The organism is uncultured Bradyrhizobium sp. (genome assembly GCF_936928535.1).
Lineage (GTDB): Bacteria > Pseudomonadota > Alphaproteobacteria > Rhizobiales > Xanthobacteraceae > Bradyrhizobium.
On record NZ_CAKZHY010000120.1, the window covers coordinates 1 to 13,157 of the forward strand.

The 13,157-nt window shown below is 63.9% G+C and carries 12 protein-coding genes; all 12 read left to right on the top strand.

Going from position 1 to position 13,157, the window contains the following annotated elements:
• Positions 1-312 precede the first annotated feature (312 nt).
• The 12 genes from Q0687_RS24295 (at position 313) to lpxA (ending at position 13,147) form a co-directional block, all read left to right on the top strand.
• On the top strand, positions 313-1,302 hold the full coding sequence (locus tag Q0687_RS24295; protein ID WP_298882463.1) for a 30S ribosomal protein S2: 990 nt from the start codon (positions 313-315) through the stop codon (positions 1,300-1,302).
• 133 nt (positions 1,303-1,435) lie between these two features.
• Positions 1,436-2,359, top strand: coding sequence for a translation elongation factor Ts (gene tsf, locus Q0687_RS24300; RefSeq protein ID WP_298882465.1), 924 nt, complete (start codon positions 1,436-1,438; stop codon positions 2,357-2,359).
• A gap of 61 nt (positions 2,360-2,420) precedes the next feature.
• Complete coding sequence (gene pyrH / locus Q0687_RS24305; protein ID WP_298882467.1) at positions 2,421-3,137, top strand: UMP kinase; 717 nt, start codon at positions 2,421-2,423, stop codon at positions 3,135-3,137.
• A 67-nt stretch (positions 3,138-3,204) separates the two neighbouring features.
• Positions 3,205-3,768, top strand: coding sequence for a ribosome recycling factor (frr, locus tag Q0687_RS24310; protein ID WP_128951567.1), 564 nt, complete (start codon positions 3,205-3,207; stop codon positions 3,766-3,768).
• Between the two features lie 11 nt (positions 3,769-3,779).
• Positions 3,780-4,538 (top strand): isoprenyl transferase, encoded by a 759-nt coding sequence (locus Q0687_RS24315; protein ID WP_298882483.1) that lies wholly within the window; start codon positions 3,780-3,782, stop codon positions 4,536-4,538.
• Positions 4,535-5,377 carry a phosphatidate cytidylyltransferase gene (locus tag Q0687_RS24320; protein WP_298882484.1) on the top strand — a complete coding sequence of 281 codons (843 nt, stop codon included), beginning with the start codon at positions 4,535-4,537 and terminating at the stop codon, positions 5,375-5,377. The genes Q0687_RS24315 and Q0687_RS24320 overlap by 4 nt, the downstream gene beginning before the upstream one ends.
• A 4-nt stretch (positions 5,378-5,381) precedes the next feature.
• On the top strand, positions 5,382-6,605 hold the full coding sequence (gene dxr, locus Q0687_RS24325) for a 1-deoxy-D-xylulose-5-phosphate reductoisomerase (protein WP_298882486.1): 1,224 nt from the start codon (positions 5,382-5,384) through the stop codon (positions 6,603-6,605).
• 44 nt (positions 6,606-6,649) lie between these two features.
• The gene (gene rseP, locus Q0687_RS24330; RefSeq protein ID WP_298882489.1) at positions 6,650-7,801 is read left to right on the top strand and encodes an RIP metalloprotease RseP; all 1,152 of its coding nucleotides are present in this window, start codon (positions 6,650-6,652) and stop codon (positions 7,799-7,801) included.
• A 174-nt stretch (positions 7,802-7,975) separates the two neighbouring features.
• Positions 7,976-10,510 (top strand): outer membrane protein assembly factor BamA, encoded by a 2,535-nt coding sequence (bamA, locus tag Q0687_RS24335; RefSeq protein ID WP_298882492.1) that lies wholly within the window; start codon positions 7,976-7,978, stop codon positions 10,508-10,510.
• 149 nt (positions 10,511-10,659) lie between these two features.
• Positions 10,660-11,727, top strand: a complete 1,068-nt coding sequence (gene lpxD, locus Q0687_RS24340; protein ID WP_298882495.1) for a UDP-3-O-(3-hydroxymyristoyl)glucosamine N-acyltransferase — start codon at positions 10,660-10,662, stop codon at positions 11,725-11,727.
• Positions 11,724-12,185, top strand: coding sequence for a 3-hydroxyacyl-ACP dehydratase FabZ (gene fabZ / locus Q0687_RS24345; protein WP_057756061.1), 462 nt, complete (start codon positions 11,724-11,726; stop codon positions 12,183-12,185). The genes lpxD and fabZ overlap by 4 nt, the downstream gene beginning before the upstream one ends.
• 170 nt (positions 12,186-12,355) lie before the next feature.
• The gene (gene lpxA, locus Q0687_RS24350) at positions 12,356-13,147 is read left to right on the top strand and encodes an acyl-ACP--UDP-N-acetylglucosamine O-acyltransferase (RefSeq protein ID WP_298882501.1); all 792 of its coding nucleotides are present in this window, start codon (positions 12,356-12,358) and stop codon (positions 13,145-13,147) included.
• Positions 13,148-13,157 lie beyond the last annotated feature (10 nt).

A 13,157-nucleotide genomic window follows, 5' to 3' on the forward strand; every position in this document is an offset into this window, starting at 1 on the left:
GCCCCGGGTGGCCGCAACCCCACCGCCGCGTCCGGCCCCGCCGCCACCGCGTCCCGCGGCTCCGGCTCCAAAAAAATGCCCGCCGAACCAGCCAAGGTGCTAGCGGGCAGGGCGGAAATCCCGGAAAGGGCCTTGTCGAGGCGGTAAAAGCCCCGAAAGGCCCTTATTTCCTTGCTTCTGGCCGAAATGGCGCTATATAGCGCGCCATCTCACACGGAAGCATGGCTCACAAGGCCGTCCGGTGGCAGCCGGGGCGACATCGCTCCGTTTTGCTCACACGCTTCCGGAGGAACCAACCGGAGAATTAAAACGATGGCACTGCCCGATTTCACTATGCGTCAGCTGCTCGAAGCTGGCGTGCACTTTGGTCACCAGTCGCACCGCTGGAATCCGAAAATGGCTCCGTTCATTTTCGGCACCCGTAACAACATCCACATCGTCGACCTCGCCCAGACCGTGCCGATGCTGCACGGCGCCCTTCAGGCCGTCAGCGACACGGTTGCCAAGGGCGGCCGCATCCTGTTCGTCGGCACCAAGCGCCAGGCGCAGGACGGCGTCGCCGACGCTGCCAAGCGCTGCGCGCAGTATTTCGTCAATTCGCGCTGGCTCGGCGGCACGCTGACCAACTGGAAGACGATCTCGGCCTCGATCAAGCGTCTGCGTCATCTCGACGAAGTGCTGGCCAGCGGCGACGCCAGTTCCTACACCAAGAAGGAGCGCCTGACGCTTCAGCGCGAGCGCGACAAGCTCGACCGCTCGCTCGGTGGCATCAAGGACATGGGCGGTCTTCCCGACATGATCTTCGTGATCGACACCAACAAGGAAGACATCGCGATCCAGGAAGCCCAGCGGCTCAACATCCCGGTCGCCGCGATCGTCGATACCAACTCCGATCCGAAGGGCATCACCTATGTGGTGCCGGGCAATGACGACGCCGGCCGCGCGATCTCGCTGTATTGCGACCTGATCGCCCGTGCTGCGATCGACGGCATTTCGCGCGCCCAGGGCGATTCCGGCATCGACATCGGTGCCTCGGCCCGTCCGGTCGCCGAAGAGCTGCCCTCGACCGCCGGATTCCAGGGCCTTGCCGGTCCGCGCGGCACTGCCGACGACCTCAAGAAGCTCCCGGGCGTGTCGGGTGCGATCGAGAAGAAGTTCAACGACCTCGGCATCTTCCACTATTGGCAGCTCGCCGAGCTCGACCACGACACCGCGCACAAGATCGGCGAAGAAGTCGGTCTGCCGAGCCGTGCGGACGCCTGGGTGGCCAAGGCCAAGGCGCTGACCGCGGAAGCGGAATAGTCAAAACGGCGGTGGGTTGGCCGGACCGGATCCGGCCACCATTTCATTCAGTTGACGCGAATTCCTGAGATGGACCGCGGCGGGGCAATTGGAGCCGCGCCGCGGCAAACCGGCAGGCAAGAAGGATTTTCAAATGGCAACGATCACAGCTGCGATGGTCAAGGATCTGCGCGAGTCGACCGGCGCAGGCATGATGGACTGCAAGGCCGCACTGACCGAGAACGACGGCAACATGGAAGCGGCGCAGGACTGGCTGCGCAAGAAGGGCCTGTCGAAGGCCGCCAAGAAGTCCGGCCGCGTCGCGGCCGAGGGCCTCATCGGTGCGCTCACCAAGGCCAACAAGGGCGTCGTGGTCGAGGTCAACTCCGAGACCGACTTCGTCGCGCGTAACGGCCAGTTCCAGGGCCTGGTCAAGATGGTCGCCCAGGTCGCGTTCGACGCTGGCGCCGACGTCGAGAAGATCAAGGCCGCCAAGGTCGGCGACGTCACGGTGGAAGCCGCGATCAATGACGCGATCGCCACCATCGGCGAGAACATGACGCTTCGCCGCGCCGCTTCCCTCGAAGTGAGCCAGGGCTTGGTGTCGAGCTACGTCCACGGCGCAGTCGTCGACGGCGCCGGCAAGATGGGCGTGATCGTGGCGCTCGAATCGGTCGGCAAGGCCGACGAGCTCGCAGCTCTCGGTCGCCAGATCGCGATGCATGTCGCAGCCGCCAACCCGCTTGCGCTCGACCCGTCCGGTCTCGATCCGGCCGTCGTCAAGCGCGAGAAGGACGTGCTCGCCGACAAATATCGCCAGCAGGGCAAGCCGGAGAACGTGATCGAGAAGATCGTCGAGTCCGGCCTGAAGACCTACTACAAGGAAGTCTGCCTGCTCGAGCAGGCCTTCATCCACGACACCGGCAAGTCGGTGGCGCAGGCGGTGAAGGAAGCCGAAGGCAAGGTCGGCGGCGCGGTGAAGATTGCCGGCTTCGTGCGCTATGCTCTCGGTGAGGGCATCGAGAAGCAGGAATCGGACTTCGCGGCCGAGGTCGCGGCGGCCAGCGGCAAGAAGTAAGCGCTGGAACACCTCCTTCCGGCGTGCCGCCGGAAGCGGCGCCCGGACAAGGAAAGTGCTCATGACTGATCCGGTCTATCGTCGCGTCGTGATCAAGCTGTCCGGCGAGTATCTCGCAGGGCAGCAAGGCTTTGGCATCGATCAGCCGACCATGGACCGGGTTGCGGACGATCTGATCGCTGCCCGCCAGCTCGGATGCGAGGTGGCGGTCGTGATCGGCGGCGGCAATATCTTTCGCGGCGTCGAGGTCTCCTCGCGCGGCGTGTCGCGCACGACCGGCGACACCATGGGCATGCTTGCGACCATGATGAATTGCCTGGCGCTGGAAGCCACGATCGAGCGCAAGGGCACGCCGGCGCGTACGCTGTCGGCGTTTGTCATGCCCGAGATTTCCGAGCTGTTCACGCGCACCGCGGCGCACAAATACCTCTCGGAGGGGCGAATCATCGTGCTCGGTGGCGGCACCGGCAACCCGTACTTCACCACAGACACGACGGCCGTGCTGCGCGCCGCCGAGATCGGCGCCGAGGCGGTGCTGAAGGCCACCAATGTCGACGGGGTCTACTCGGCCGATCCGAAGCAGGATCCTTCGGCCAAGCGATTCGACCGGCTGACGCATTCGCAGGCGATCGAGGGCGGCTACAAGGTGATGGATGCGACCGCCTTCGCACTTGCCCGTGAGACGTCCCTGCCTATCATCGTATTTTCGATCGCGGAGCCCGGTTCGATCGGCGCGATTCTGCGCGGCATCGGCCACGGGACTGTTGTCGCAGGCTGACGGCTCGTCTGGGCGCCCCAAAGCAGGGGCGCGGGTCGGGTCGCCGGACTATTGAAGGAGAAACGTGATGGCCACGGGTAATTTCGACCTCAACGAAGTGAAGCGCCGCATGCAGGGCGCGGTCGCATCGCTCAAGCACGAACTTGGCGGCCTGCGGACGGGCCGTGCATCGGCCTCGATGCTCGATCCGGTGCAGGTCGACGCCTATGGCAGTCATATGCCCCTCAATCAGCTCGCCACCGTCAGCGTGCCGGAGCCGCGCCTGATCTCGGTGCAGGTCTGGGACAAGTCGATGGTCAAGGCCGTCGAGAAGGCGATCGTCGACTCCAATCTCGGCCTGTCGCCGGCAACCGAAGGCCAGGTGCTGCGCCTGCGCATCCCCGAACTCAACGAGGAGCGTCGCAAGGAGCTGGTCAAGGTCGCGCACAAATACGCCGAAGCCGCCAAGGTCGCGGCGCGCCACGTCCGCCGCGACGGCCTCGATGTCCTCAAGAAGCTCGAGAAGAATCACGAGATGTCGGAGGACGACCAGAAGCGTCACGCCGACGAGGTGCAGAAGGCCACCGACGGCACCATCACCGAGATCGACCAGCTGCTGGCCGCCAAGGAAAAAGAAATCCTCACCGTCTAAGGCCGTTTTTCATGTCCAACGCCGCCGCGCCCGCAACGGACGGACCTGATCGGTCCGATGTGCCTGCGCATGTCGCCATCATCATGGATGGCAACGGGCGTTGGGCGGCCGCGCGCGGTCTGCCGCGGGCCGAAGGCCATCGCCGCGGCGTCGAAGCGCTGCGGCGGGTGGTGCGTGCCTCGCACGAGCTTGGCATCCGCTATCTCACCATCTTCTCGTTCTCGTCCGAGAACTGGTCGCGCCCGGCAAGCGAGATCGGCGATCTCTTCGGCCTGCTCAGACGCTTCATCCGCAACGACCTCGCGAGCCTGCACCGCGACGGCGTCAAGGTGCGCATCATCGGCGAGCGCGCCGGGCTCGAGGGCGACATCTGTGCACTGCTGAACGAGGCCGAGGAACTGACGCGCGACAACACCCGTCTCACGCTGGTCGTCGCCTTCAATTACGGCTCGCGGCAGGAGATCGCGAAGGCCGCGCAGAAGCTCGCCCGCGAAGTCGCTGCCGGCACGCGCGACCCTGACACGATCGATGCCGACGCGCTCGGCGCCCATCTCGATGCGCCCGACATTCCCGATCCCGATCTCATCATCCGCACGAGCGGCGAGCAGCGACTCTCCAACTTCCTGATGTGGCAGGCCGCCTATAGCGAGCTCGTCTTCGTGCCGGTCCACTGGCCGGATTTCGACAAGGCTGCGCTCGAAAGCGCGGTCGCCGAATTCGCCAGGCGCGAGCGCCGTTTCGGCGGCCTCGTCGCGAAATCAGCCTCGTGAGCGAACCCGACGCCGCACCGGCGGGCACGGCGCCTGCCCCGAGCAATCTGGTGATGCGAGTTCTCGCGGCACTGGTGCTCGCGCCGATCGCGCTTGCGCTCGCCTATGCGGGCGGCTGGCTGTGGGCACTTCTCGTCATCCTGATATCGATCGGGCTGTTCACGGAATGGCTGACGGTGGTGGGCGCAGCCTCGACCGCTCTGACCGGGGTGGGGACGATCGTCATTGCCATGATGGGCTTGTGCGTTGCCGCCGGCGCGCTCAAGACCGCCATCATCGTGGGCTGTGTCGGCGGCGCGATCGTGACGCTGATCGCGCGCGGCAAGTTCATTTGGACCGCGAGCGGATTTGCCTATGCTGCGGCGGCGCTGCTGGCCTCGATCCTGGTGCGCAAGGACCTGTTGCACGGCTTCGCCGCGCTGATGTTTGTACTGCTGGTGGTATGGGCGACCGATATCGGCGGCTATTTTGCCGGCCGCGGGATCGGTGGACCGAAGCTCTGGCCGCGCGTCAGCCCGAAGAAGACCTGGGCCGGCGCGTTGGGCGGCTTTGTGGCCAGCCTTGCCGTTGCGGGCGGCTTTGCCGCCTTCGGCATCGGAAAGGCGGTTCCGCTTTTAGCCATCAGCGCTGTCCTGTCGGTGGTCTCGCAAGGCGGCGACCTGTTCGAATCCGCCGTGAAAAGGCGCTTCGGCGTCAAGGATTCCAGTCACTTAATTCCCGGCCATGGCGGGCTATTGGACCGCCTGGACGGCTTTGTCGCTGCCATCCTGGTGGCATGGATTATCGGCTTTCTCCGCCATGGTGTGCATAGCGCCGGAAGCGGTCTTATGGTTTGGTGAGGATATGAGCGCAGTCCCATTGCGTAACAACAGGCTTGCTGCGACCGACATCCGCAGCGTCACGGTGCTCGGCGCCACCGGCTCGATCGGCGACAGCACGATGGATCTGCTGCGCGCTTCGCCCGAGCGCTATCGCGTCGAGGCGTTGACGGCGAACAGCAACGTCGAAGCGCTGGCAAAACTCGCGAAGGAATTTTCCGCGCGCTTCGTTGCGATCGCAGACAGCACCAAGCTCGCCGATCTGAAGGCCGCACTTGCGGGCACGAGCACGGAATGCGGTGCCGGCGAAAGCGCTGTCATCGAGGCCGGTGCGCGTCCGGCCGATTGGGTGATGGCGGCAGTGAGCGGCGCGGCGGGGTTGAAGCCGGCTTTGGCCGCTGTCGATCGCGGCGCGCATGTTGCGCTGGCCAACAAGGAATGCCTCGTCTGCGCCGGTGATTTCTTCATGCAGCGCGCGGCGAAAGCGGGCGCCTGCATTCTGCCTGCCGACTCTGAGCACAACGCACTGTTCCAGGCGCTGGCATCGGGCAATCGCGACGAGCTGGTTCGCGTCATCATCACTGCATCGGGCGGCCCGTTCCGGACCTGGAAGCCCGCGGACATCGAGAAGGCGACGCTCGAGCAGGCCCTGAAGCATCCGAATTGGAGCATGGGGCAGAAGATCACGATCGACTCCGCCTCGATGATGAACAAGGGCCTCGAGGTGATCGAGGCGTCCTATCTGTTCGCCCTGACGCCCGACGAGATCGACGTGCTGGTGCATCCGCAGTCGATCATCCACGGCATGGTCGAGTTTTCGGACCGCTCGGTCATGGCCCAGCTCGGCTCGCCCGACATGCGCACGCCGATCGCCCATTGTCTCGGCTGGCCCGACCGGATCAAGGGACCGGCGGCCAAGCTCGATCTGGCCAAGATCGGCCAGCTGACCTTCGAGACTCCGGACTTCGAGCGGTTCCCCGGGCTTCGCCTGGCTTTCGATTCGCTCCGGAGCGGGAAGGGGGCGACCACCGTCTACAACGCCGCCAACGAGGTTGCAGTCGCGGCCTTCATCGCCGGCAAGATCCGCTTTGGCGCCATCGCCCGCCTGGTCGAGGCGACGCTGGAGGACTGGATCCGGGGCGGCAACCAGGGCCCCATGACGTCAGCGGATGATGCAATAAACGTTGACCATGTTGCGCGAAATAAAGCTGCCGCCCTATTGCCTCAAATTGCCTTAAAGGCATCCTAGACAGTTCGGGGCCAGGGCCTTGCGGCGCTGGATGAGGGAATTCGATGATCGACTTTTTTACCCATAGTTTCAACACGTTGAGCCATGGGCTCCTCGGCTACGTCGTTCCCTTCCTGTTCGTTCTGACCATCGTCGTGTTCTTCCATGAGCTCGGCCATTTTCTGGTCGCGCGCTGGGCTGGCGTTCGGGTGTTGACCTTCTCGCTGGGGTTCGGACCCGAGCTGGTCGGGTTCAACGACCGCCACGGCACGCGGTGGAAGATCTCGGCGATCCCGCTCGGCGGTTACGTCAAGTTCTTCGGTGACGAGAGCGAGGCCTCGACGCCGTCGGCCGCGACGCTGGAGGCGATGACGGCGGAAGAGCGAGCCGGCAGCTTCCACCACAAGAAGGTCGGTCCGCGCGCCGCCATCGTTGCCGCCGGACCGATTGCCAATTTCATCCTCGGCGCGCTGATCTTCGCAGGCATGGCGCTGTATTACGGCAAGCCGAGCACGATCGCCCGCGTCGACGGCGTCGTCGCCGACGGCGCTGCGGCCGCCGCCGGCTTCAAGATCGGCGACGTCGTCGTGCAGATCGACGGCAAGCCGATCGAGAGCTTTGCCGACATGCAGAGGATCGTCGCGACGAGCGCCGGTTCAGCACTGGTTTTCGAGGTGAAGCGGGATGGCGGCCTCGTGTCCCTGACGGCGACGCCGGCGCTGCTCGAGCGCAAGGATCCGTTCGGCAACAGCCACCGGGTCGGCGTGCTCGGCGTCGAACACAAATCGCAGGCCGGCGAGGTCTCGACCACGCCCGTCAGTTTCGGTGAGGCGCTCAAGATCGGGGTCGAGCAGGTCTGGTTCATCATCACCAGCACCTTCAAGTTCCTGGGCTCGCTGTTCGTCGGGCAGGGCAATCCGAACGAGGTCAGCGGCGTCCTTGGCATCGCCAAGATGTCGGGACAGGCAGCCAGCGCCGGGTTCCAGTTCGTGATCAACCTGTGCGCGGTGCTGTCGGTCTCGATTGGCCTTCTGAACCTGTTCCCGATTCCGTTGCTCGATGGCGGTCACCTTCTGTTCTACACGGCCGAAGTTGTCCGTGGCCGCCCGCTGTCCGAGCGGACTCAGGAGATGGGGTTCCGAATCGGGCTTGGTCTTGTGCTGATGCTGATGGTCTTTGCGACCTACAACGACATCTTGCGGATGGCCGCTTCGTGATCGGGGCTTTTTTGTGGCGTTGCTGATGAGCAACGTCTTGGAATGAAATTGAAATTACCCTGTCAGCTGCCGTTTGCGATGTCGGGGAAATTGGCTACAAGCGGCTAGAACTTGGGGAATCTCCCAGACCGGCTTTGGGGTTGGGTCTGGTAAGTTGATAAGGGCGCGTTGCGCATGAAGTTTGGACTGCGACTCCGGGGGGGCTTGCTCGCAACCCTGATCATGTTCGGCGCGCCGGCGGTTGCCCCGGTTGGGGCTGTTTTGGTGTCTTCGTCTGCGTTCGCCCAGACCGTGCAGTCGATTTCCGTCGAAGGAAATCGCCGCGTCGAGGTGGAGACGATCCGGTCCTATTTCAAACCTGGCCCCGGTGGGCGCCTCGATCAGGGCGCCATCGATGACGGCCTCAAGGCGCTGATCGAGACCGGCCTGTTCCAGGACGTGAAGATCAACCGCGGCGCCGGCGGTCAGATCATCGTCTCCGTGGTGGAAAACCCCGTGATCGGTCGCATTGCCTTCGAGGGCAACAAGAAGATCAAGGACGAGCAGCTCACCGCCGAAGTGCAGTCCAAGGCCCGCGGTACGTTCTCCCGCGCCATGGTGCAGTCGGACACGCTGCGAATCGCCGAGATCTATCGCCATTCCGGCCGCTATGACGTGACCGTCGTCCCTGAAATCATCGAGCAGCCGAACAACCGCGTCGATCTCGTCTTCACGATCAACGAAGGTGCCAAGACCGGCGTCAAGTCGATCGAATTCGTCGGCAACAATGCGTTCTCGTCCTACCGCCTGCGTGACGTCATCAAGACGCGCGAAACCAATCTGCTGAGCTTCCTCGGCAGCGGCGACGTTTACGATCCCGATCGCGTCGAGGCCGACCGCGACCTGATTCGCCGCTTCTACCTGAAGAACGGCTTCGCCGACGTTCAGGTCGTCGCCGCGCTCACCGAATACGATCCCGACAAGAAGGGCTTCAACGTCACCTTCAAGATCGAGGAAGGCCAGCAGTACCGCGTCGGCACCGTCGATTTCCGCACCAGCATCCCGAATTTCGACGCGAGCACGTTGCGCTCATTCTCGCGCGTCAATGTCGGTTCGCTCTACAATGTCGAAGCGGTCGAGAAGTCGGTCGAGGAGATGCAGATCGAGGCCTCGCGCCGCGGCTATGCCTTCGCGGTGGTGCGTCCCGGCGGCGATCGCAATTTCGATGCGCACACCGTCGCCGTCGTGTTCAACATCGACGAGGGTCCGCGCACCTATATCGAGCGCATCAACATCCGCGGCAACACCCGCACTCGTGACTACGTGATCCGCCGCGAGTTCGACATCTCCGAGGGCGACGCCTACAACCGTGCGCTGGTCGACCGCGCCGAGCGTCGCCTGAAGAACCTCGACTACTTCAAGACCGTGAAGATCACGACCGAGCCGGGCTCGTCCAGCGACCGTGTGATCCTGGTCGTCGATCTCGAAGAGAAGTCGACCGGCGATTTCTCGGTCTCGGGCGGTTACTCCACGACGGACGGTGCGCTCGCCGAAGTCTCGGTCTCCGAGCGCAACCTGCTCGGCCGCGGCCTGTTCGCCAAGGCGTCGGTCACCTACGGCCAGTATGCGCGCGGCTATTCGCTCTCGTTCGTCGAGCCATATCTGCTCGACTATCGCGTCGCGCTGGGCCTCGACCTTTATCAGCGCCAGCAGCTGGCCAACAGCTACATCTCCTACGGCACCAAGACGCTCGGCTTCTCGCCGCGTCTCGGCTTCGCTTTGCGCGAGGACCTGTCGCTGCAGCTGCGCTACTCGATCTATCAGCAGGAAATCTCGCTGCCGTCCTATCTGGCGAACTGTAACAACATTCCGACCTCAGGGGCGTTTAACCCGAGCCCGGCCTATGCTGCCGTCAACGGCATTGACCTGAGCTCGACAGGTGGCCTCGGCTGCTACATCGACGGCGAAGCCTCTCTGCCCGTCCGCAAGGAGCTTGCGAACGGCAAGACGCTGACCTCGGCGCTCGGCTACACGCTGACCTACAACACCCTCGACAACAACAAGAACCCCACCGACGGTCTGCTCGTCGACTTCAGGCAGGACTTCGCCGGCGTCGGCGGCGACGTCTCCTACCTGAAGACCGCCCTGGATGCGAAGTACTACCAGTCGCTGGTGTCCGACCTCGTCGGCCTCGTCCATCTCCAGGGCGGTGTGCTGAACAAGATCGGCAGCAAAGACCTGCGCATGCTCGATCACTTCCAGATGGGTCCGAACCTCGTCCGTGGCTTCGCGCCGAACGGCATCGGTCCGCGCGACATCAACCCGTACGACACGCAGGACGCGCTCGGCGGCACCAAGTACTGGGGCGCTTCGCTCGAATTGCAGATGCCGTTCTGGTTCCTGCCGAAGGAAGTGGGTCTGAAGGGCGCAGTCTATGCCGACGCCGGTGGTCTCTACGACTACCAGGGCCCGACGACCTGGGCGCTGACCGGCGAAAATACGACGACCAAGAACTCGAACTGTATTCCGTCGACCATCAATCCGAACTCGACCGGAACCTGTACCGGCCTCGTCTATGACGACAGCAAGGTCGTCAGATCGTCGGTTGGTGTCGGCTTGATCTGGGCGTCGCCGTTCGGTCCGCTGCGCTTCGACTACGCAGTGCCACTCACCAAGGGCAAGTATGACCGTACGCAGGAATTCCGGTTCGGCGGCGGCACCTCGTTCTAATTCGATCAGCAGGGCATGACCTGGTCCCTCGGGAATTCCTTCTCGGAATTCCTTGGGGCCGGCGGCCAAAAAGATCGTGCTCAATCCATGAGATAAGGCATGATGCGGCCTGACCGCTTCATGCCGAAGCCGGACCGCGACGGGGTGGAATGGCGCAGCCGACCTTCTTCAAGAAACCGCCTGCTACAGCGCTGGCCGACATCGCCACGCTGACCAAGGCGCAACTGGTCGACCCCGAGAGGGGCGGTCATGTCATCACGGGTCTCGCTTCGCTCGACGAAGCCGGTCCGATGCATCTGGCGTTCTTCGACAACCTCAAATACGCCGATCAGCTCAAGGCGACCAAGGCTGGCGCCTGCCTGGTGAGCACGCGCTTCGAGGCGCAGGTGCCCGCGCATACGGCCGTGCTGCGGGTGGCGCAGCCGTTCCGGGCCTTCGTCAGGATCGCCCGGGAATGGCACGCGGACGCATTGCGCCCGCAGTCCTGGTCCGGCAATACCGGCATTGCGCCATCGGCCATCATCGACCCGTCGGCACGGCTGGAGGACGACGTCATCGTCGAGCCGTTGACCGTCATCGGTCCTGATGTGGAGATCGGCAGCGGCACCGTGATCGGGGCGGGCGTGGTGCTCGGTCCGGGCGTCAAGATCGGCCGGGACTGCAATGTCGGCGCACGCACGGCGATCCAGTGCGCGCTGATCGGCAACAACGTGCTGATCTACCCCGGCTGCTCGATCGGCCAGGACGGCTACGGCTTCATCTTCTTCGGCCCCGAGGGCCACCTGAAAGTGCCCCAGACCGGTCGGGTGCTGATCCAGAACAATGTGGAAGTCGGTGCCGGCACCACCATCGATCGCGGCTCCCTGCGCGACACCGTGATCGGGGAGGGGACCAAAATCGACAATCAGGTCCAGATCGGCCACAATGTCACGATCGGTCGGAATTGCCTGCTGGCGGCCCAGATCGGGCTCGCGGGCAGCCTGACCATCGGCGACAACGTGGCGCTGGGAGCGAAGGTTGGTATCAACAATCACCTCAAGATCGGCGATGGAGCCCAGGTGACCGCCATGAGCGCGGTCAAGGACGACATTCCGCCGGGAGGGCGTTGGGGCGGGCACTTCGCCAAGCCGACCAAACAATGGTTCAAGGAGATCATCGCGGTGGAGCGTCTGGTACGCGACAGCAAGACCGATCCGAAGGATGAGGGACGGGAATGACGGAGGAATCACCGATCAAGTTTGCGCTGGTGGATATCAATGCGATCCTCCAGACCCTGCCGCATCGGTTTCCGATGCTGCTGATCGACCGGGTGATCAACATCCGCGCCGATTACAGCGGCATCGGCATCAAGAACGTCACTTTCAACGAGCCGGCCTTCCAGGGACATTTCCCCGAGCGCCCGGTTTATCCCGGCGTCATGATGATCGAGGCGATGGCGCAGACCGCAGGCGTGATCGGCATCAAGTCGGTCGAGGGCACCGAGAAGCCGCGTGCGGTCTATTTCCTCACCATCGACAAGTGCAAGTTTCGCAAGCCCGTGCTTCCAGGCGATACCATCGAGTATCACATGCGCTCGCTCGGCCGCCGCAAGGCCATGTGGTGGTTTCACGGGGACGCCAAGGTCAATGGGCAGGTCGTCGCTGAAGCCGATGTCGGAGCCATGCTGACCGACTGAGCCGGGCGCGCCGTCGTTCAAGTGTTGGATGAGGTCGTTGACGCGAGCTGCGCGGCTTGTTCAGCCAACCTCTGAAACACGCCGAGATCATACGTCACTGGACAGATCGGGCGCAGTCGCGCTAACCAGCGGAAAGCCGAGCAAGTTCAAAGCATAGTCAGACCTTCTTCATGAGTAAGATCGACCCCACCGCGCGGGTGGAAGACGGCGCCGTGATCGGCGAAGGCACCGAGATCGGGCCCTTTTGCATGATCGGCCGCAATGCCCGGATCGGGGCCAATTGCAAGCTGATCGGACAGGTCACAATCATCGGCCACACCACGGTCGGGGACGCCTGCGTGATCTCGCCGTTCGCGGTGCTCGGCGGCGCGCCGCAGGATCTCAGCTACAGGGGGGAGCCGACCACGCTCGACATCGGGTCCGGCAACGTTATCCGCGAAGGCGCCACGATGAACGTCGGCACCGTCAAGGGCGGCGGCAAGACGCGCGTCGGCAACGACGGCTACTTCATGAACAACAGCCATGTCGGCCACGACTGCGTGGTCGGCAGCAACGCGATCTTCGCGACCTCGGCGACGCTCGGCGGGCATTGCGAGATCGGCGACGCCGTCTACATCGGCGGGCTGTCCGCGGTGCACCAGTTCACCCGCATCGGCAACTATGTGATGGTCGGCGGCCTCTCGGGCGTGCGCGACGACATCATCCCCTATGGCCTCGCCAACGGCCAGTATGCGGTGCTCGAGAGTCTCAATCTGATCGGCATGAAGCGGCGCAAGTTCACCAGGCAGCGGCTTGCGACCGTGCGTGCGTTCTACCAGAAGCTCTTCCACGGCTCCGGCACGTTCGCCGAGCGGCTGGAGGCGGTGCAGCCGCTCACAAGCGAGGATCCCGCGATCGCCGAGATCCTCGGCTTCATCGGCAAGGGCAAGCGCCCGCTCTGTCTTCCCACCATCGAAAAGTGATGCTGCGATG